This window comes from Asticcacaulis sp. P4_H10 (genome assembly GCF_056400965.1).
The window spans coordinates 53477-74965 of record NZ_JBFUKH010000011.1 but is presented as its reverse complement, the minus strand read 5'-3'; the positions used below and the strand labels follow the sequence as shown (position 1 = coordinate 74965).

The window sequence follows — 21489 nt, the reverse complement described above, 5'->3', positions numbered from 1 at the left end:
ACGGAGGAAGCCATGCCGGCAACAGGTCAGGCCTGGTCACGGGTCACAATTCCGGTCAGCGGTCACGCCCATGAGGCAACCGCGCTCGATATCGCCGCGCGCATCGCGGAAGCGTTCGAAGCCGAACTCAACGTGCTGTTTGCACCGGCCGATCCGGCGGAACTGTCGCCGTGGCTGGGCGAGGGCTTCATGGGCACGGTCCAGATGTCGACGCTCGATACGCTGAAGGCCGCATCCGAAGAATCCGAACTGGCGGCGCGCGCGCAGTTCGCGACGGTCGGCTTTGCAAAAAAGGTCTTTTCCGCCTTGGAATCGCCGGTTTGGCAGGACCTTGCCGAAGAGACGCGGCTGTCCGACCTCGTCGTCTTCGGCGAGACGAGCGCGAAAGGGCAGGGCATGTTGTCCGAAGCCTTCCAGCAGGTGCTGATGGAGGAGCGCGCCGGGGTCTTCGTGGCGCGGCAGCCGCTGAATGTCGCCGGTACCGCTGTCGTTGCCTGGGATGGCAAGGAGCCTTCGTCGCGTGCCGCGCGCCGGGCCGTGCCACTGCTGAAGAAGGCAGCCAAGGTTGTGGTGGTCGGTGCGCCGGTCGGCGACAGCCCGGCCAATCTCGACCGGCTGGCCAGCTATTACGCCGCCCACGGCATAGCGGCGCAGATCGATTCCTTCCCGAAGGGCGAAATCCATAACCAGCTCGCCGATGCCTGCGAACGTCATGGCGCGGACTATATGGTCGCCGGCGCCTATGGCCGGTCACGCCTCAGGGAATTTGCCTTCGGCGGCACGACGCGGCATCTGCTGCAGAACACGTCGATCAACCTTTACATGGCGCATTAAGTGCCTGCCATGGCCGCCAAGCTCTCGGCGATCGACACCATGACCGGCGCCCAGTCGTCCACGCCCGGCGCGATGAACAGCTGTGAGCGCGGATACCAAGGGTAGTAGGATTCGCCGAGCGCCAGCCACGGATTGGGCGGCAGTATCAGCCAGATCGGCGTCCCGCAGGCGGCAGCGATATTGGTCGTCGCTGTCGATGGGCCGACCACCAGATCGAGCGCAAAACACAATGCCGCCAGGTCGTCGAGATCCTGCTTGAGGTCGATGCCCTCGGGCGTGTGGATGTTGAGGCCGGCAGCGCGCATAGCTTCGCGCTCGGAATGGGTGTCGCCATATTGCAGGTCGATGAACTGGATGCCTGGTGTCGACAGGACGCCCTGCCATGCCTCGAAGGGCGAAAAGGCCCGGTCGCGCAAGGCGCTGGACTTGAGGCTCTTCCACATTACCCCGACCTTGGGAGTGGTGCCCAGGGCGGCGAGATAGCTGCGCCAGTGCGCTATGCGTGCCGGATCGGCCGTCAGGAAGGCGGGGTTTCGAGGAAAGTCACGCACAGCGCCTCTGATTGCCGGCAGGAAGTCGCCCATCAGCGCCCACAGGTCGAAGGCTTTCGGATCGAGATCTGGGAAGTCGCGGCGGATCCGGCCGTCGCGTGTCTCGGTATGGTGCGCGACGACGGTGGCCTGCGGGAAGCTGCGGCGGAATAAAGGCACCAGGCGCGGCTCGACGCCGACGCCCAGGCGGTCTTCGCCCAGTTCGGCGATCAGGTCGGGCAGCATTGAGGCATAGAGCACCTCGTCGCCCAGGCCCTGCTCGGCGCTGATGAAAAGCCTTTTGCCGGCAAGGCTTTGGCCGGGTTTCCAGCGGGGCAGCTTCAGGCGGTAATCGACCTCGCGCACCGTGCCGTGCATGTGGCGCGCCTCGTACCGCTGCCAGCCGGCCTTGAGATCGCCGAGCGCCAGCGCGGCGTGGGCACTGGTCAGTTCGGCGCTCAGGCGATTGCCGGCGTCCTTGAACCGCCGGGCGCAGTCGCTGACGTCTTCGAGGCCGCGGGCCAGATCGCCCTTTTCCATGCGGACGCAGCCTCGATTGAACCGGGCGGGCAGGTTGGAGGGCTCAAGCCGCAGGGCCTCGTCGAGGAAGACCAGCGCCATGTTGCGGTTACCCTGGCTGACCATGACGCTGCCGAGCGCCTCCCACAGGGCAGCGACTTCCGGGCGCTGGCCCAGGGCGGATTTGAGGATTTCGATGGCCTCGTCGTAGTGGCCCTGTTCGCGCAGGGATGCGGCATAGCCGGTGAGGGCGGATACATCCTGGTCATTGCGGCCGATCAGGTGGGCATAAAGCTTTTCGGCGACGTCCCATTGGGTCAGCCGAAAGGCCAGGTCGGCCAGATGGTGGACGATCTCCAGCGACTCCGGCGCGAGGCTGAGCGCCTGCTGATAGGCGTCGAAGGCCGCCGGCAGGTCTTGCGCCGTCTCATGGCCGCGGGCGCGCCTGAGCCATCCGGCGGCGTCCGTGGCATCCTTACGCGACATCGGCCTTCGGCGTCTTGCCGACGAAGGTGTCGATCAGGGCGTCACGCATCTCATTCATGGTGGCGGACCAGTCGATCAGGGACGACGAGAAGAAGACGCGGGTCGAGGGATACCACGGCCAGCGGTTAAGGCCCAGGCAGTTCCACGAATTGCGCGGGGCATTCATCCACACCGTCGTGCCGACGGCGCCGGCGATATTGCTGGTGGCGTTGGCCGGGCCCATGACGCAGTCCATCGCCGCGCAAAGCGCCGCAAGGTCATCGAGATCCATCTTGAGGTCGATGCCGGGCGGCGTCCATATGTCCAGCCCCATCGCCTTCGCCTCGGCCAGCTCCGCAGCCGTATCTCCGTACTGGAGGTTGACGATCTGAACGCCTTCGACATTGAGCACATCCGCCCATTGCTGGAAGGGCGAGTAGTAGCGATCGCGGCGCGAATGCTTGATGGCGGACTTCCACAGCACGCCGATCTTGGGCTTGTCGTTCAGGGCGTTCAGCATACTCTTCCAGTGGGCGACGCGGTCGGGGTCGGGAACAAGGAAGGCGCCTACGCCGTCGAAATCGGCAGGCTTGCGGCGATAGCGCGCCAGGAAGTCGCCCATGATTGCCCAGTAGTCATATTGCGACCAATCGTTCATGTCCGGGAACAGGCGGACCGTCATGGCCTTGTGCTTGGTGGTGTGATGCCGGAAGACCGTGCAGTTCGGGTAGGAGCGGCGATACAGCGCCACCAGGCGCGGTTCGACCCCAATGGAAACGTGACCGTCCGGCCCGACCTCTTCAATAAGGTCGGACAGGAGGTTGGACAGCATGACTTCGTCGCCCAGGCCCTGTTCGGCGGACACGAAGATACGCTTGCCGCGCAGGTGATCGCCCAGCTTCCAGCGCGGCCGGTCGATCAGATAGTGCATCTTGTCGATCGTCTCTTCCTGTTCGCGCGACGTGTACCACTTCCAGGCATTGTCGTAGTCGTGCAGCAGCATGTAGCAGAAGGCGATCGACAGCTTGCAGGTGTGGATGTTGGCTGCATCGCTGAACATCGGCAGCGCTTTCAGGTGCATTTTAAGCGCAACCGCCGGATCGCCCAGAAACGCCTCTATGCCGCCGTAATTGTAGATGGCGTGGACATGGTTGGGATCGTGCCTGAGGGCTTCCTGATAGAAGATTGCGGCGTTTTCCATATCGCCCTGGCCGTTGACCACGGTGCCCAGGGCATTCCAGAGCTGGGCGTCGGTCGGATTGTCGCCGATGGCCGAGCGCAGGAGGTCGATCGCTTCGTCGTAGCGGCTTTCCTCGCGCAGGACGGTCGCCAGGTTGTTGATGGCTTCGCCATGACCGGGCACCTTTTCAAGGAAGTACCGGAAGAATTTCTCGGCGACGTCCGTAATGCCGAGACGATAGGCCAGGCGGCCGAGATCGTTGGCGATGTAAGGATTGTCGGGCGTCAGGCGCAGTGCCGTCTCATAGCATGTCAGGGCGGTCGGCAGGTCGAAACACTTTTCCCGCGCGATCGCCAGGAAGTGCCAGGCTTCGCCGCACTTTTCATCGACGTGCAGGGTCTTGAGCGCGAGTTGACCGCCTTCCTGCCAGTTGCCTTCCTTGAAGCGGAGCATGGCCTCGCGAAGCAGGGTCAGCGTCTCCACCTTCTTGATGTGCGCGGTTTGCTCATTGAGGATGCGCAGCGCTTCGCTGGACGCGGAATCGCCCATGATCTGTGCCGCCACATTGAACAGCTTCGGCGCCTCGAACGGCGTTTCGGCCGACATAGCCGGTTGCGGAAGCGCGGCATCCGTGGCCGTCGTGTCCAGTTGCAACGCAAAAGCCGGTTTCTGGACCATAAGCGCGTGGCCCGGCTTCGCGCCTGACTTTGCGCCGGGGCGGGTGGGCTTGGAAAATGCCTTGGGCATGCGATCGAGCTTCCTGGGAATACCTGACTGCTTTTTAAACAGGGATTCGCTTAACACTCCTTAAAGAAAGTCTGCGTCAATTAACCGTAATCGTCACGCCGCTCCCCTGATTGTCGGACTGACGAAACCTGGTGTTAACTCGGCGCGAGTATAGTCGGCCCAAAGTGACGGCCTGCAACCCTGCGCAATCGTCTGAACTGCGCGTGAATTGCGCCTGAACTGCAAAGGAAAACAAATGCCTTTGAAACTGTCGTTGAAGCCCGGAGAGCGCTTCGTTTTGAACGGCGCCGTGGTGCAGAACGGCGATCGCCGCTGCTCGCTGGTGCTGCAGAACAAGGCGTCGGTCTTGCGCGAAAAGGACATCATGCAGGCCGAAGAGGTTACTTCGCCGGCACGTCACGTCTATTTCCCCGTCATGATGATGTATCTCGACGAGGCCGGGGCGGACAAATATTACGACGAATTCCTGCGCCGCATGACAGAATTCATGGGCGTCATCTCCAACCCGCTGGTGCTGGCCGAGTGTGTCACGATCTCGAAAGGCATCATGGTCCAAGAGTACTACAAGGCGCTGATGGGCGCCCGTAAGCTCATCGAATATGAAGACGAACGTCTCGGAAGGAAACCTGAGTAACATGTCTCTTAAGGCGTATCAGACCACCGCTGCCCGCGCGGAGAATCCGCGGCAGACAGAATACCGTCTCTTTGGCCAGGTCACGCGTGCCCTGATGGAGGCTGAGAAGATGGATCGTTCGATGATCCGCGAGCGCATGGACGCGCTGGACTGGAACCGCCGCATGTGGTCGGTCCTGGCGGCGGACTGCTCGGTAGACGGCAATGGCCTGCCCGATCAGGTGCGCGCCAATATTATCTCGCTGTCTATCTGGGTGAACAAGCATACGTCGCTGATCATGCGCAACCAGGAAGAGATCGCGCCATTGATCGAAATCAACCGCATCATCATGCAGGGCCTGGCGCCGCAGAGCGACGAGCAGGGTGCGGGAACGTACCAGTCCGCCGGCTAAAGCGACAGCCGCAATCCAGAATACCGAAGCCCGGGCAGAAATGTCCGGGCTTTTTGCTGTCTTGCCGGGCGCTGGGGCGCTTACGAAAAGGTCTCCCGGCATGCTCCAGAAACAGGAACCTGTTTTCGGGCCAGGCATGTGGCCGTACGGTCTGATACCCGGCTAAAATTGCCGGGCGTGGTAGGATTTGCCGCCAAAACGTGCAGCCTTATCAAGGGCTTTTGTGATTCCGGCTTGATGGCAAGTGTGGAAAATCCTTCAAATTCAACATGGTAAATAATTTCTTCACGACAGTTCCGCTGGCACCCGGTTTGCTCTGTGTGGGGCAAGCCAAAATGGCTTTTGGGACAAAAGTCCTTAAATCCCCGTCCAGAATGGAAAGGAACGCCGATGCTTACTTCGGTCAATACGAACATTGGCGCCATGGTGGCGCTGCAAAACCTCAACTCGACCAGTGCGAAGCTGCAGGAAACCCAAAACCGCATCTCGACCGGCCTGAAGGTCGGCAGTGCCAAGGATAACGGTGCGTCTTACGCAATCGCGCAGACGCAAAGGTCCACGGTGCAGTCGTTGAATGCGGTTGTGGACTCGCTGAACAGGGGTACGTCCGCCGTGGACGTGGCCATGTCGGCGGGCGAAAGCGTTTCGGACATGCTCACTCAGATGAAGGAGAAGGCGCTCGCCGCTTCGGACACTTCGCTCGACACGACCAGCCGGGTAGCCCTGAGCACCGATTTTGAGGCTTTGCGTGACCAGATCACCAAGACCGTCAATAACGCGAAGTTCAACGGCATCAACCTGCTGGATGGGAGTATAGCGGGAGGTCTCGAGATTCTGGCCAATGCCGACGGCACATCCGTGCTGACGGTGATGGCGCAGACTCTGGGGGTCGGGCAGGGGATCGTTTCTATCTCGGCCGCTGCCACGTTCGCATCCGCCACTTCGGCGGGCCTGCTGCTGACCACGATCGATACATCGATCAGCAATGTGTCGGCGGCCCTGGCCAAGATGGGAACCGCCGCCAAGGCTATCGAAGCGCACTCCACCTTCATCACCAAGCTGCAGGACTCGATCCAGGCGGGTATCGGCAACATTGTCGATGCCGACATGGCCAAGGAAAGTGCCCTGCTCCAGGCGCTGCAGACCAAGCAGCAACTGGGTGTGCAGGCTCTGTCGATTGCCAACCAGGCGCCGCAGACCGCACTCAGCCTGTTCCGCGGGTAGAGGTAAATTGCCGGGAAGGGGCCTTATCGGGGCCTCTTCCCGGCCTCATTTTCGTCCGTCCGGAATGGTTTCCGTGGCGGGTTTTGGTGTTGGCTGGAGGCCGAAGTTCGATAGGAAAATAGTGCCGGGTAGGCAAAATTTGCCGGGATGCGGCAAAAAGTGCCGGGTAAAAACGTAGTTAAAGTGACGTTAAAATGATATTTTTCAACATCTTATAATAATTTCTTTTAGTGCTTTTTCTGGCCCTGTGCTTGCATCAGCGTGGGCAGGCAAAATGCCCCCGGTCGACAAAATGTCACCGGTTCATCCAGAAAAGGAATGACCTAAGATGCAAAGCGTCAACACCAATGTCGGGGCCATGGTTGCCCTGCAAAACCTGAACCGCACCTCCTCGGACCTGATGAACACCCAGAACCGTATTTCTACGGGCCTGAAGGTTGCGTCCGCCAAGGACAACGGTGCGGCCTACGCCATCGCTCAAACCCAACGCGCTACGGTTTCGTCGCTTGACGCTGTCAAGGACTCGCTGTCGCGCGGTGTTTCGGTTGTTGACGTTGCCATGTCGGCCGGTGCGGCCGTCTCGGACATGCTGACGCAACTGAAGGAAAAGGCCCTGGCGGCTTCGGACACCTCGCTCGACACCACGTCGCGCACGGCTCTGAAGAACGACTTCGAGTCGATCCGTGACCAGATCACCAAGACCGTCGACAACGCCAGCTTCAACGGGATCAACCTGATTGGTAGCGGCGCTGCGAACATTACGGCTCTGGCCAATGCGGACGGTTCGAGCGAAATCACCGTTGCCGCCCAGACTATGTCCCTGGGTGGTTCGGTTATTACGCTGTCGTCGACCGACACGTTTGCGAACGCCTCTGACGCCAACAGCCTGCTGAGCACGATCGATACGTCGATCAGCAACGTCTCGGCGTCGCTGGCGAAGCTCGGTACGTCGTCGAAGGCGCTGGATAACCACATGACCTTCGTTGGCAAGCTTCAGGACTCGATCACGCAAGGGATCGGCAACCTGGTGGATGCTGACATGGCCAAGGAAAGCGCGAAGCTGCAGGCACTGCAAACCAAGCAACAGCTCGGCGTGCAGGCCCTGTCGATCGCCAACCAGTCGACCGGTACTGTCTTGAGCCTGTTCCGCTAACAGGCGAGGGGAGCGCGTCACGTGAAGGGCGCGCTCCCTCTCTTCTTCGCTTCACATAGAGGGCGTTTCGGATTTCAGAACGAGGTCCAGGCGTTATATGGAGATGATCAATAATGTCGTAAACTTCCCGCAAATGCCGGACCCGTCTCAGGGGCGGATGCCAGTTGTTCTTCCGAAGGAGGTCGTAGCAACCGAGCCGTCTGGCAAGAGCAAGGATGCGGGAACTCAAAGCAATCTGTCGCAAGGCCGTGGTGAGCCCACGCCGGAATACAATCTGCGTCTGACTGTCGACAAGGATCCAGACTCGGGAGATTGGGTGTACAAGGCCCTTGATCGCTACACCGGAGAAGTCGTGCGGCAGTTTCCCCGCCAGGAAATTCTCGACCTCAAGGCATCGAGGAACTACCAGGCCGGGACTGTTATCAAGACTGAAGTTTAAAAGGTCTGTTGAGTATTTAATTTGTGTGCCGCGCATTTTTTTTGATGCGTGGTTGAAGTCGTTTAGCAAGGTATGTGTATTATTAATAGAATTTAGGCATTTCTTTAGTTTTTTATTAATCTTGATTATCAGTTTTTCTTAGCAATAACAATAAAATACCACCTATCGCTTCAATTTTTTAAATTCTTCTTATTCATAAGTAGCTATTCTGGACGGTGGGTAGAATGCCTATGGCCGGTAAAATACCGTCCATCACCAGAAAGATAGGTGTATTACGATGCAAAGCGTCAATACAAATGTGGGGGCCATGGTTGCCCTCCAGAACCTGAACCGCACCTCCTCGGACCTGATGAACACTCAGAACCGTATTTCTACGGGCCTGAAGGTTGCGTCCGCCAAGGACAACGGTGCGGCCTACGCCATCGCTCAAACCCAACGCGCTACGGTTTCGTCGCTTGACGCTGTCAAGGACTCGTTGTCGCGCGGTGTTTCGGTTGTTGACGTTGCCATGTCGGCCGGTTCGGCCGTCTCTGACATGCTGACGCAACTGAAGGAAAAGGCCTTGGCGGCTTCGGATACCTCGCTCGACACTACGTCGCGTACGGCTCTGAAGAACGACTTCGACTCGATCCGTGACCAGATCACCACGACCCTCGACAATGCCAGCTTCAACGGGATCAACCTGATTGGTAGCGGCGCTGCGGACATTACGGCCCTGGCCAATTCTGATGGCCAGAGCAAGATCACCGTTTCTGCCCAGACCATGTCCCTGGGTGGTTCGGTTATTACGCTGTCGTCGACCGACACGTTTGCGAACGCCTCTGACGCCAACAGCCTGTTGACCACGATCGATACGTCGATCAGCAACGTCTCGGCGTCGCTGGCGAAGCTCGGTACGTCGTCGAAGGCGCTGGATAACCACATGAACTTCGTGGGCAAGCTCCAGGACTCGATCACCCAGGGTATCGGCAACCTGGTCGATGCCGACATGGCGAAGGAAAGCGCGAAGCTGCAGGCACTGCAAACCAAGCAACAGCTCGGCGTGCAGGCCCTGTCGATCGCCAACCAGTCGACCTCTACCGTCATGAGCCTGTTCCGCTAACCGCGGCGCCAAAAGCCCATTTCGTCCTTAATGAAAGCCCGGCGGATAAGGCTCCGCCGGGCTTTTTCGTCCCTGCTGTCAACTTTTTATTAATTATTTTTGCGGCACATTAGGCCTATCCACAGCGGAAAATCCGCAGGCGATAGCGTATATTATCGCAGTAGTTTCAATGACATAGTCGCTAATTCTGACATCCCGGAGCGTATAGGCGCGCCGCGTTTTCGCCTGTCCGGGGTGAAAAGTGGTTGTTCGCATTAACCTTTTGCTTACCATAATCGTTAAGACTCTACTGAGTCGGCCTATTATGGAGGTATACGGGCTATGTCCGTGAGCTTGCACACCAATACATCAGCAATGGTGGCGCTTCAGAATCTGAACAACGCCAACCTGCAGATGGAAGACGTCCAGCAGAAGATCTCGACGGGTCTTGCGGTGTCCACAGCCAAGGACAATGCTTCGGTCTATGCCATCGCGCAGGGCCAGAGGTCGGACCTGGGTGGGCTTAACGCTGTCAAGGACAGCCTCAACCGCGCCGCCTCGATCGCCGATGTGTCGATGGCTGCCGGCGAGTCGGTTTCGGACCTGCTCAATCAGTTGCGCGAAAAGGTCGTGGGCGCGATGGACACCTCCATCGATACGACGTCGCGCAATGCCTTGAACGGCGATTTCGTTTCGATCCTGGGGCAAATCCAGCACATCGTTGAAAACGCCACCTTCAACGGCTCGAATATTCTCGACGGCTCGCTGTCCAATAATATCCAGTTCATTGCCAATGCCGACGCCAACTCGGTCATCACCTTGTCGGTGCGCACCATGGCGCTGGGCGGACCGATCCTGACTATCAGTGGGACTGCACAGCTATCGACCGCCACTTCGGCGTCAAACATCCTGACCTCGCTGGACACGTCGATCCTGAACCTGAACTCCAGCCTCGGCGCGCTAGGTTCGCAGGCCAAGCAGATCGAGGGGCATCTTGGCTTTGTTGAAAAGCTGGGGGATGCCATCAAGGGCGGTATCGGCAACATGGTCGACGCTGACATGGCCAAGGAAAGCTCACGCCTGCAGGCCCTCCAGGTCCAGCAGCAGTTGGGGGCACAGGCCCTGTCGATCGCCAATCAGTCGCCGCAGCAGATACTGGCGCTCTTCAAGTAGGATAGGCAAAGAGTACCGCAGACATGGGCCCGCGACGTCGTTCGCGGGCTTTTTCTTTAAGGGCTTTAACCCTAGAGGTTTACGACTCTTAAACATTAGTAAGAGAAGCTGAGGGTTCTGATTCTACGCCCGTATTGGGCAAAGGACCCGTCGTGATTGGTTTCGATTCATCTTTGATATCGAGCTACTACAATGCGAAGATTGGCCTCGGGTCGTCTTCGTCGTCGGGTTCGGCTGGGCAGACGGGCGGTAGCGGGGCGACCAAAACCTATTCTCCGACTGGATCGGGGACCGCGCCGCGTTCGCCCTGGGCGGTCGGCTCGAAAATGCCCCAGGAAGACGATCTGGTCAGCCAGGTCCTCAAGGGGCACCGCTTCATCAATTCGCGCTCGGTCACGATCGATGCCGCCGGCGCATCTCCGGACTATTCGAAACTCTTCACGCTCTATCAGGGTCTGTCGGCCTTGCAGGGGCTGGCCGAAAAGGCCCAGGACGACAAGATTTCCACCAATGTGCTGGCAGACGTGAAGCGGCGCTTCAACGCCGGCATGGAAGAGGTAACGGAGTATCTTGGCGACACCAGCTTCGATCACGTCGCGCTGAGCCAAGGCACCCTGACCGAAAAGACGAAAAGCACGGTCGGCGTGCCGCGCACCGACACGGTCTATGCCGCCGATGCCATCCACACAGGCTCGGCCTCGACCTCGGTCAAGGCGTTCGAAGGCAATGACGTCCAGTTTTCGATGTCGATCAAGAAGATCGGTACGGCGACGCCGTTCACGGTCAATATCGACCTTAACGAGATGGACCCGGGTACGACGCGATCGATGTCGAACGTCGTCTCCTTCATCAATACCAAGCTGAAAGAGCAGGGGCTCTTCACCAAGTTCGAGGTCAATCGCACCGCCGCCGTGCCGACGACCACGGTCATCAACGGCAAGACCGTAACCCTGTCCAAGGGCCAGGAAAGCTATGGCCTCAAACTCAAGGGCGTGTCGTACGAGGCTGTGAGTTTCAGCGCGGCGTCGAAATCGGATTCGGTCTTCGTCATGCAGTCGTCGGGCGACAGCGCAATCAAGAAGACGACGACGACCAAGAAGACGGACGAGGCCGAAAAGGATCCCAAGACGCCCAAGGTAACGGCGCAACTGCTCAAGTTCCAGACCGACCAGAACGGTTCCGGCACGATCGCCGATCCGGTCTCAAAGGTCGGTGACAAGTACTGGGTCGAAGGGCAGTCGCAGCAGACCGCCATGCCGGATACTGTGGCCAATGTCCGCCAGTCGATCGCCGGGCCCGACGGCTCGGTTTACGTCCTGGCCGACGTCAATGGCCAGATTTCAAACCAGGACATCAAGGGTACGACCGATGTTGCCCTGATGAAGTACGATTCCGCCGGCAATATCGTCTTTACGCGCACGCTGGGCGCCTCCGACGCAGCATCGGGCTACTCGATGGCGGTGTCGGCCGACGGCAAGATCGCCATCGCCGGTTCGGTGACGGGCGGGCTCAATATTTCCAAGACGACGGTGACCACCTACGGCACCGCTCCCAAGCAAACGACCACGACGGCTACGATCCACGAAAGCACCAATGGCTACGATGAGTCCGTGTCGGACAGCTTTGTGTCGGTCTACGATTCGGACGGTGTCGAGAAGTGGACGCAGCGCAAGGGCGGCAACGGTGAGGACGAGGCGACGGCCGTGGCCTTCGGCGCGGATGGCTCGATCTATCTTGGTGGCCGGACGCGGACGTCGATGCCTGGGGCGACGACCTCGGTCAAGGGCGGCTGGGACGGCTATGTCATGGGCTTCGACGCTGCGGGCAAGTCGAAGTTTACCGTCCAGACCGGCACGGACAAGACGGACTCGATTTCAGGTCTCGTGGTCGACGGCAACACGCTATATACCTCAGGCATTGAGGATGGCAGCGCGACCGTGAAGACCTTTACGCTCGACGCCCAGCCCGCGACCCGCACGGTCAAGGATGCCAACGGCGTCGAAACGATCCAGAATTACACCAAGTACAGCGCCACTCAATCGGCTTCGCGCAACCTGGGCGGCATCGGCGGCGGTTCGATCAGCGGCATGTCGCTCTATAACGGCAAGCTCTATCTCGGCGGTTCGTCGGGTTCGAACAAGCTGCTGGAAGCGACGGGAGACGTCAAATCCAGCTACTCCGGCGGCTACGACGCCTACGCGTTGTCGATCGATGCCAATCTGGGCTCGACGGCCTCCGACAAGATCGCCTACTATGGCGGTGCGGGCGTCGAAAAGGACGCCAAGGTCCAGTTCGTCAACGGCAAGGCGTGGATCGCCGGCAGCACGACGGGCGCCATTTCCGAAGATGCCGACAACGACGTCGCTCTGATCGAGGCGGGCAAGAAGACGTCGGCGGGCACGACCAAGACCGATGCCTATCTGACGCGGATCAATCTCGATGCGGCTTCTAGCGATGTTGTAGAATATCAGACGCGCTATACCGGCAAGGACGGCGTCGTCCAGCCGAACGCCATTGCTGTCTCGGCCGGATCGTCGAGCGTGCTCGACCGCCTGGGCCTGCCGATGGGGACGGTCATGTACAAGGACTCGACTGCGATCGTGTCGGGCACCAGCGTCCGCACCGGCGACCAGTTCGCCATGGTCGATCCCAATTCGGGCATGAAGCGGACCATTACGATCGATGCCAGCGAAACGCTGGAGACCCTGGCGAAGAAGATCGTGCGCGCCTCCGGCTACAAGCTGAAGGTCGACGTCGTCAAGGTGATGGGCAAGGACTTCTCGCAACTGGATATCAAGCCATCTAACAAGTCTAGCAAGATGGAATTCGTCGCCGGGCCTTCCGGGCGTGACGCCCTGGAAGGGCTGGGGCTGGAGGCCGGTATCGTCAGCGCCGACGCCAAGAAGCCGATGGACGCCAGCGCCAGTGGTTACCTGGAATCGCAAAAGGCGATGGGGCTGAACTACGACCAGTCGCTGAACCTCAGCTCCGACGCCAGCATCACCAAGGCGATCGAGTCGCTTAAAGAGACGATCAAGAACGTGCAGAAGGTCTATAATTACCTGAAGTACGGCGATCCGCAGGATACCGATTCCAAGGCGGCGAAAAAAGCCTCTGGTCCGGCGCCAGCTTACCTGACCGACCAGATCAAGAACTACCAGGCCGGCCTCATGCGCCTGGGCATCTCCGCCTAGAGCGACATGGCGAAAAGTGTAAACGGTTTTCGCCTAAATATCGTGACAAAAGAAAAACTTAGATCGGTATGATGTTTTCGCTTAAAATCATACCGATCTAGGGTTTTGCTGCGCCTCTCAGGCCGCCGGCATAAAAACGCCTCAAATACCAAATAGCTCATGCGGAAGGCTTGAGCCTCCCTGCCGGCTCGCGTAGACTGGCGGGATCGACGATCGCATGATGTGCGAAAATGAGGGGGACTTCATGACACCAGAACGTAAGCGCATGATTGCCATAGGCGCCGGGGCGGTTGTTGCCATCGGCGTGGCCGTGGCGCTGGCGGTCGGAATGTCGAAGAGCCACAAGGACGAAGAGAAGATGAATGACCAGCCGCCGGGCCTGGTCTTCAACGTCAATGACGAGCCCGCCAAGCTCGATCCCAAGAAGACGCTGCGCTGCTACGTAAGCGGCACCTATGTTGGCGAACTGACCCTGGCCGAATGTGCCAAGAAGAACGGTGTCGCCGCCCAGGCACTGGATGTTGGCCTGGACGATTCAGGTAACGTCGTGGCGGCGCCGACCGGCTCGCTGACGCCGGTGCCTGGCGCGCCGGCTGCGACTTCGGCCGATCCGGCACTGCCAGCCGGTGGCGGCGAGGTCGTGCCGGATACGGGCGCGGGGCAGGGGCCGACCGCGGCCTGTCTGCGTTACAGCGGCAACCAGTGGAATACCCTGTCAGACAATCTGTCGCTTAATCAGTGCGCGCGTCTGCTCTACGATGGCCGCTGCGTGACACCGGGCTCGGCGCAATATGGCCGCTGGGGCGACAAGACGCTGCGCCTGGTGCCCAAGCGTGTCGAAATCTCCGACGACAACACCAACTTCCGCACCCTGGTCGACCAGGGGCAGGGCTGTTCGGTCCGGTAACACAAAATCAGGTTCAGGGGTGTTCCCGCGCCGATGAACCAAACAGGGAGGCTGGCATGCGTATCGTTAAAGCACTGGTACTGGGTGGTTTGGGCGTGACCGCCGTGGCCCTGACGAGCTGCGAGAAGGAGCTGAAGGCGCCCGTCGCTGACGATGTCTGCTACTTTATCGGCCATCCGCCCGGCGCCAAGGAGCCCAAGTTCAACCCGGTCGCGCGCGACGTTCCGTCGATAGAGAAGTGCGCCGTCGAGCTTTTCACCGTCCGCACCAATATGCGCGTGACCGGCACGGCCGGCCCGATCACCGAGGGCGCCTATAACGGCAACTTCCTGTTCGTTGACAATACGACGGTCGAGTTCGGCACCAAGTACGAAGGTATCCGCATGACCCTGCTGGTCAAGGCCGGCAACAAGCTTGTCCAGCCAGGCGCTATCGTCCAGGAAGAACCGCGTGGCAATGAGCCGCGTACAGTTGAGGTGCCCAAGAACCTGCCGGAGAAGAACGCCGACGGCAAGGTTGTAACCCCAGGCCAATAGGCGTAAGGGATTTGCCAAATCCTCGGGTGTGGATTATACGATGAGAACAAGTCGAGAACATTCGTCTTGGTCCATCGTATAGGGCAGCCGTGCAGTTGATTAACAGGAATCGTTAACGCCACGCCCCCCGTCGGGGTGCGTAAGGCTTGGATTCATGCACGGAAGTCTTTAGAGTCACATCAACGAGTCGGGTCTGCGCGCCATTTTGCGCCTGCGCGGACCGTAGTCAGAAAGGCATATCCAATGGCGGGAAGCGTCAACAAGGTCATCATCATCGGCAATCTGGGCAAGGACCCGGAAATCCGTACACTGAATTCCGGCGAGCGCGTCGCCAACCTGACGGTTGCGACCTCTGAGCAGTGGCGCGACAAGGCTTCGGGCGAGCGCAAGGAAAAGACCGAGTGGCACCGCGTCGTCATCTTCAACGACAACCTGGCCAAGATTGCCGAGCAGTACCTGCGTAAAGGCTCGACCGTCTATCTCGAAGGCAGCCTGCAGACGCGCAAGTGGACCGACCAGCAGGGCCAGGAAAAGTACACGACCGAAATCGTCCTGCAACGCTTCAACGGCAACCTTACGCTTCTGGGCGGCCGTGGTGACACCGGCGGCGCATCGTCGGGCGGCGGCGGTTATAACGAATACGAAGACTCTTACGGCGGTGGTGGTGGCGCGCCAGCTTCGGCAGGCCCAAAGGCGCAATCCAAGCAGCCGGCGCAAAGCTTCGATCTCGACGACGAGATCCCCTTCTAGTCGAATTTTCGGCTGAAGCAGTAATTTAAGTACCAACAGCAAGACATTGATTCATGAGCGATAACGACAACGGCGATAATCTGGGTGGCGACATCAATCCGTACGAAGGTGCGGGTGGTGGCCTGCCGCCGGGCATCGGTTCGGTCACCATCGAGGATGAGCTGAAACGCTCCTATCTCGACTATGCCATGAGCGTCATTGTCTCGCGCGCTCTTCCAGATGCGCGCGACGGCCTGAAGCCCGTTCACCGCCGCATCCTCTACATGATGCAGGCGTCGGGCTACACACCGGAAAAGTCCTATGTGAAGTGCGCCCGTCCAGTCGGTGACGTCATGGGCCGGCTGCACCCGCACGGTGACTCGGCCATCTACATGGCCCTGGTCCGTATGGCCCAGCCGTTTTCGATGGGCCTGGTCCTGATCGACGGCCAGGGCAATTTCGGTTCGGTCGACGGCGATCAGCCGGCGGCCATGCGTTATACCGAATGCCGCCTGGCCAAGCCCGCTATGTCTATCCTGGCGGATATCGACAAGGACACTGTCGACTTCCAGCCGAACTACGACGGCAAGGAAGAAGAACCGACCGTCCTGCCGACGCGGATTCCGAACCTGCTGGTCAACGGCGCCGGCGGTATCGCCGTCGGCATGGCGACCAATATCCCGCCGCATAACCTGGGCGAGGTCATCGACGCCTGCCTGGCGCTGCTCGACAATCCGGCGGTCACGCTGGAAGAACTGCTCGATATCGTGCCCGGTCCGGACTATCCGACCGGCGGCGAGATTCTGGGGCGTTCCGGCGCTCGTCAGGCGCTTTTGACAGGCCGCGGTTCGGTCGTGACGCGCGGCAAGGCCAGCGTCGAAACGATCCGCAAGGACCGCGAAGGCATTGTCGTCACCGAGATTCCGTATCAGGTCAACAAGTCGGCCCTGATCGAGCACATCGCCGAACTGGTCCGTGACAAGCGCGTCGAAGGCATCAGTGATGTCCGCGACGAAAGCGACCGTCACGGCATGCGCATTGTCATCGAACTGCGCCGCGATGCCTCTGGCGACGTCATCCTGAACCAGCTCTACCGCTTCACGGCCCTGCAATCGAGCTTCGGCGTCAATATGCTGGCGCTGAACCACGGCCGCCCGCAGCAGATGGGCCTGCGCAAGCTGCTCGACATCTTCCTGGAATTCCGCGAAGAAGTCGTCGTCCGCCGCATCCGCTTTGAACTGAACAAGGCTCGCGATCGCGGCCATACATTGGTCGGCCTATCGATCGCGGTCGCCAATATCGACGAAGTTATCCACATCATCCGCTCGTCGGCCGATCCGACCGAGGCCCGCGAACGCTTGACGGCGCGCACCTGGCCGTCGGGCGACATGGCGCCGATGATCGCGCTGATCGCCGATCCGCGCTCTATCGTGCTCGACGGTGGCGATGTCCGCCTGACCGACGAACAGGCCCGCGCCATCCTGGCCCTGACCCTGTCGCGCCTGACCGGCCTTGGCCGCGACGAAATCGGCGACGAGATCAAGGCCCTGGCGGCGGCAATTGCCGAGTATCTCGAAATCCTCGGCTCGCGTGAGCGGATTCTCGGCATCGTTCGCCAGGAACTGGTCGACGTCCGGGCGCTGTTCGCCGTGCCGCGCCGCACAGCTATCCTCGACAGCGAAGGCGATATCGAGGACGAAGACCTGATCCCGCGTGAGGACATGGTCGTCACAGTGACGCACTCGGGCTACGTCAAGCGCACGGCGCTGACGGCCTATCGTGAGCAGCATCGTGGCGGCAAGGGCCGTTCCGGCATGGCCATGAAGGACGAGGACGCCATTACCGGTGTCTATTCGGCGACGACGCACCAGCCGATGCTGTTCTTCTCGTCGACGGGCAAGGCTTATAAACTCAAGGTCTGGCGCCTGCCGCTCGGCAATCCGCAGTCCAAGGGCAAGGCCTTTGTCAACCTGCTGCCGCTCGAAAAGGGCGAGACCGTCACCAACATCCTGGCCCTGCCGGAAGACGAGGCAGCCTGGGAACGTCAGGACATCATCTTCGCCACGCGTTCGGGCGATATCCGCCGTAACAAGCTGAGTGACTTCGTCAACGTCAATCGCGCCGGCAAGATCGCCATGAAGCTGGAAGACGGTGACGCCATTGTCGGCGTTGCCATCTGCACCGAAGACCAGGATGTGCTGCTGTCGACCGGTGCCGGGCGCTCGATTCGCTTCGCCGTCGATGAGGTGCGCGTCTTCAAGGGCCGCGACTCGACCGGCGTGCGCGGCGTCCGCCTGAATGGCGACGATACCGTCATCTCCATGGCTATCCTGCGCCGCGTCGATGCGACGCCGGCCGAACGCGCCACCTACCTCAAGGAAGCTGCGCGCCGCCGCGCTGCCGTGAGCGGTGAGGGCGAAGGCGAGGACACGTCAGCCGCTGTCGAAGACGATGGCGAAGATTCGGCTGAGGTCGTGACGCTCAGCGAAGAGCGCTTCAACGAACTGGCGGGCGCCGAGGAGTTCATCCTGACGATTGCCGATACCGGCTTCGGCAAGCGGACGTCTTCGTATGATTACCGCCGCACCGGCCGTGGCGGCCAGGGCATCGTCGCCATCGACCTGTCCAAGCGCGGCGGCAAGCTGGTGGCGTCCTTCCCGATCGAGGTCGGCAATGGCCTGCTGCTCGTCACCGATACCGGCCAGTTGATCCGCACCAATGTCTCGACCGTGCGCATCGCCAGCCGTAACACGCAAGGCGTGACCATCTTCCGCACCTCGGGCGGCGGCAAGGTCGTGTCGGTCGAGCGTATCGTCGAGGCTGCCGAAGACGACGCCGAAACGCCTTCGGTCAGCGACCAGGCCGATACCTAAGGTAAGGAAAAGACCGAATGCGGGTTGGGCTCTATCCAGGGACGTTCGATCCCGTCACCAACGGTCACAGCGATATCATCGAACGCGCGGTCAAACTGGTCGATAAGCTGGTCATCGGCGTAGCCAAAAACGCCGGCAAGGGGCCGACCTTTACCCTGGGTGAGCGCGTCGAGATGCTGAAGGAACAGGTCGCGCGCCACGGTGACCGCGTCGAGGTCATCCCCTTCGAAAGCCTGCTGATCCACTTCGCCCAGGACATCGGAGCGTCGGTCATTATCCGCGGATTGCGTGCTGTGGCCGACTTCGAGTACGAATTTCAGATGACAGCGATGAACCAACAGCTTAATCGTGAGATTGAGACCGTGTTCCTGATGGCCGATCCACGCCATCAGGCTGTTGCGTCGCGTTTGGTCAAAGAAATAGCCCAATTGGGCGGCAGTATCGCGCCGTTTGTGGCGCCCAGCGTGGCGGAACGCCTGTTGGCTAAGGTAAAGGGATAGATCGTTTATGTCAGGGGTGAAAACAAAGGCTGTTCATTGGGCAGTTCGGGGGGCCATTGCAGCCTTGCTGGCGTCGACATCGGCGATGGCGCTGGACCCCGGATATCGCGAACTTGATGCGCAGAACACCCTGGTCATCGACACTACCAAGGGGCAGGTCGTTGTTGAAATGTACCCCCAACTGGCGCCGGCTCACGCTGAACGTATGCAGACCCTGACGCGCCAGGGTTTCTACGACGGCATCATCTTCCACCGCGTCATCGAAGACTTCATGGCCCAGACCGGCGACCCGAAGGGCACGGGGCAGGGGGGCTCGACGCTTCCCAATCTGAAATCCGAATTCGTCGTCCGCAAGGACAACAGCTTCCCGATGAAGGTCGTGCAGCGCCAAGGCGGCAAGGAAATCGGCTATCTCGGCGCCATGCCGGTGCAGAGCCAGGTGCCGGAACTGGCCGCTATCACCGTGGATGGCAAGACCCAGGCCTGGGGCCTCTACTGCCAGGGCGTGCTTGGCATGGCCCGCGACAATTCGCCGGACTCCGGCAACAGCCAGTTCTTCCTGATGCGCGGCGCCAATGATGTGCTGGAAAAGCGCTATACGGCCTTCGGCACCGTCGTCAGCGGCCTCGATGTCGTGCGCAAGATCAAGATCGGCGAACCGGCGATCAATCCGGACAAGATGACCAAGGTCCGCCTGCTGGCCGATATCCCTGAGGCAGAACGCCCCAAGATCGAGATCATGGATACCAATTCGCCGCAGTTCCAGGCGGTGGTTGACGCCAAGATCAAGGAACTGGGCACCAACTTCTCGCCGTGCGACGTCACCGTGCCGGTCAAGCGCACCGACACGCCGCCTGCGACGACAACTGCTGCCGCTGCCAAGCCGGCAAAGCCCACTTCATAAGCGGTCGTACTTTCAAGCTGTCAAAGGGCGTCTTCGGGCGCCCTTTTTTGTGCCTGTTCCGTAACCCTGGGCTTTCCGCCACCCCGTCCCCGGCGGCGGCGCGGACGCTTCTTGGCCATCGACAGCAGCAGGCCTTCACGCAGGCCGCGGTCAGCAACCCGCAGGCGCTCGCACGGCCACAGGCGCTGGACGGCTTCGAGGATGGCGGCGCCGGCCAGAACCAGATCGGCGCGGTCGCGGCCGATGCACGGTTCCAGTTCCCGGCCCGACCGGCCGAGGTCGAGCAGGCGGGTAATGACGTCCTGGCACTGGCTCTGCTGCATCCACAGACCGTCGACGCGCGACCGGTCGTAGCGCTCGAGGCGCAGATGCATGCCGGCGAGCGATGTGATGGCGCCCGAGGTCCCGACGATATAGGCCTCGCCGCAATCGAAGGCGCCGCGGAACGAGTCAGCGTCAGTGAAGTCCTTGAGACGCCCGGCGACGTCGGCGATCATGTTTTCAAACCAGGCGCGGGTATCGCCGCTTTCGGGCTCGGGGAAACGCTCGGCCAGGCTGACGACACCGACAGGCAGAGATATCCAGAAGCGCGGGCGCGGCATGACGCGTGACGCCTTGAGATCGGTGCGCTTGCCGGACGTGGCCGCCAGTTCGACCCAGCTCAGTTCGGTGGAACCGCCGCCGACGTCCATAACCAAAGCCGCGCGGGGTTTGGGCGACAGGCCTTCGCCATCGAGCAGGGAGGCGCAGCCCATGACCGACAGCCGGGCTTCTTCTTCCGGCGAAATGATGGTCAGGCGCAGGCCGGTTTCCTTTTCGACCCGGGCGATAAAGTCGCGGCCATTGTGCGCCATGCGGCAGGCCTGGGTGGCGACGGCGCGGATACGTGTGACGCCGCGCTTTTCGATCTTTTCGGCACAGATTTTCAGCGCGCGCAGGGCGCGGTCCATGGCCCGGTCATCCAGCCGGCCGGATGCCGACAGGCCTTCACCCAGGCGCACTATGCGCGAAAAGGCTTCGACGATCTTGAATTGCGAATTGTGCAGGGTGGCGATCATCAGCCGGCAATTATTGGTGCCGAGATCGAGCGCCGCGTAAAGGACCTGACCTTCTCCGGTCGGCTGCGGGCGGCCGCGGGACGGCGGAAAACGGCGCCCCTTGGAACGCTCATCAGGCGTCCCTGTGCCAGAAGAGGGGCCCGCGCCGGAAGAATGGCCCGCCGGTCCGAAGCGGCGCGCTTTTGAGGGAGCCTGCATGGCTCATACCCCTTATATTTTGTACGCACCGATGCGCGTCTTCCCGAGTACTGTAGGACGGGGAAGGGGCAATGCCAACTGGTAATTCTCCTTGGACGGTCAAAGCCTTACACGGTGCGCTACAGGCGTTATCTGAAAAGGCCTTTCGCCCGCCGGGATTAACCATAAAGCGCCTTGAATGAAAAACACGGTTCACTGACAACCGCAGGGAGAAGGCGCT

Annotated in this window: 18 protein-coding genes; 15 read left to right on the top strand and 3 right to left on the bottom strand. The window is 60.5% G+C overall.

What is annotated here, in order from left to right; genetic code table 11:
- The first annotated feature begins 12 nt into the window (after positions 1-12).
- The gene (locus tag AC1DON_RS19800; RefSeq protein ID WP_476936544.1) at positions 13-834 is read left to right on the top strand and encodes a universal stress protein; all 822 of its coding nucleotides are present in this window, start codon (positions 13-15) and stop codon (positions 832-834) included.
- Here the strand turns inward: AC1DON_RS19800 and AC1DON_RS19795 are convergent.
- Positions 831-2369 (bottom strand): tetratricopeptide repeat protein, encoded by a 1539-nt coding sequence (locus tag AC1DON_RS19795; RefSeq protein ID WP_476936543.1) that lies wholly within the window; start codon positions 2367-2369, stop codon positions 831-833. The two genes, AC1DON_RS19800 and AC1DON_RS19795, sit on opposite strands and share 4 nt — an antisense overlap.
- On the bottom strand, positions 2359-4275 hold the full coding sequence (locus AC1DON_RS19790) for a tetratricopeptide repeat protein (RefSeq protein WP_476936542.1): 1917 nt from the start codon (positions 4273-4275) through the stop codon (positions 2359-2361). Before AC1DON_RS19790 ends, AC1DON_RS19795 begins: the two co-directional genes overlap by 11 nt.
- A 235-nt stretch (positions 4276-4510) precedes the next feature.
- On the opposite strand from AC1DON_RS19790, the gene flbT reads away from it, so the two are divergent.
- From flbT to AC1DON_RS19720, 14 genes are all read left to right on the top strand, one after another.
- Positions 4511-4909 (top strand): flagellar biosynthesis repressor FlbT, encoded by a 399-nt coding sequence (gene flbT / locus AC1DON_RS19785; protein ID WP_476936541.1) that lies wholly within the window; start codon positions 4511-4513, stop codon positions 4907-4909.
- Between the two features lies 1 nt (position 4910).
- Positions 4911-5300 (top strand): flagellar biosynthesis regulator FlaF, encoded by a 390-nt coding sequence (gene flaF, locus AC1DON_RS19780; protein ID WP_476936540.1) that lies wholly within the window; start codon positions 4911-4913, stop codon positions 5298-5300.
- A gap of 390 nt (positions 5301-5690) precedes the next feature.
- On the top strand, positions 5691-6524 hold the full coding sequence (locus AC1DON_RS19775; RefSeq protein WP_476936539.1) for a flagellin: 834 nt from the start codon (positions 5691-5693) through the stop codon (positions 6522-6524).
- 328 nt (positions 6525-6852) lie between these two features.
- Positions 6853-7677 carry a flagellin gene (locus tag AC1DON_RS19770; RefSeq protein ID WP_476936538.1) on the top strand — a complete coding sequence of 275 codons (825 nt, stop codon included), beginning with the start codon at positions 6853-6855 and terminating at the stop codon, positions 7675-7677.
- 97 nt (positions 7678-7774) lie between these two features.
- Entirely contained in the window at positions 7775-8116 is a 342-nt protein-coding gene (locus tag AC1DON_RS19765) for a flagellar protein FlaG (RefSeq protein WP_476936537.1), read from the top strand.
- A 277-nt stretch (positions 8117-8393) separates the two neighbouring features.
- Entirely contained in the window at positions 8394-9218 is an 825-nt protein-coding gene (locus AC1DON_RS19760; RefSeq protein ID WP_476936536.1) for a flagellin, read from the top strand.
- A gap of 321 nt (positions 9219-9539) precedes the next feature.
- Complete coding sequence (locus AC1DON_RS19755; RefSeq protein ID WP_476936535.1) at positions 9540-10370, top strand: flagellin; 831 nt, start codon at positions 9540-9542, stop codon at positions 10368-10370.
- A gap of 152 nt (positions 10371-10522) precedes the next feature.
- Positions 10523-13564: an autotransporter outer membrane beta-barrel domain-containing protein gene (locus tag AC1DON_RS19750; protein ID WP_476936534.1), complete on the top strand. Its 3042-nt coding sequence runs from the start codon at positions 10523-10525 to the stop codon at positions 13562-13564.
- 244 nt (positions 13565-13808) lie between these two features.
- Positions 13809-14471 carry a hypothetical protein gene (locus tag AC1DON_RS19745; RefSeq protein ID WP_476936533.1) on the top strand — a complete coding sequence of 221 codons (663 nt, stop codon included), beginning with the start codon at positions 13809-13811 and terminating at the stop codon, positions 14469-14471.
- 56 nt (positions 14472-14527) lie between these two features.
- A complete protein-coding gene (locus AC1DON_RS19740) occupies positions 14528-15007 on the top strand; it encodes a hypothetical protein (protein ID WP_476936532.1) in 480 nt (159 codons plus the stop codon).
- A 243-nt stretch (positions 15008-15250) separates the two neighbouring features.
- Positions 15251-15757, top strand: a complete 507-nt coding sequence (gene ssb / locus AC1DON_RS19735) for a single-stranded DNA-binding protein (RefSeq protein WP_476936531.1) — start codon at positions 15251-15253, stop codon at positions 15755-15757.
- Positions 15758-15810: 53 nt separating this feature from the next.
- A complete protein-coding gene (gene gyrA / locus AC1DON_RS19730; RefSeq protein WP_476936530.1) occupies positions 15811-18609 on the top strand; it encodes a DNA gyrase subunit A in 2799 nt (932 codons plus the stop codon).
- 17 nt (positions 18610-18626) lie between these two features.
- Positions 18627-19109 (top strand): pantetheine-phosphate adenylyltransferase, encoded by a 483-nt coding sequence (gene coaD / locus AC1DON_RS19725; protein WP_476936529.1) that lies wholly within the window; start codon positions 18627-18629, stop codon positions 19107-19109.
- A 64-nt stretch (positions 19110-19173) separates the two neighbouring features.
- Positions 19174-20013, top strand: coding sequence for a peptidylprolyl isomerase (locus tag AC1DON_RS19720; RefSeq protein ID WP_476936528.1), 840 nt, complete (start codon positions 19174-19176; stop codon positions 20011-20013).
- A gap of 20 nt (positions 20014-20033) precedes the next feature.
- On the opposite strand, the gene AC1DON_RS19715 is transcribed toward AC1DON_RS19720, so the two are convergent.
- Complete coding sequence (locus AC1DON_RS19715) at positions 20034-21269, bottom strand: Ppx/GppA phosphatase family protein (RefSeq protein WP_476936527.1); 1236 nt, start codon at positions 21267-21269, stop codon at positions 20034-20036.
- Positions 21270-21489: the final 220 nt, after the last annotated feature.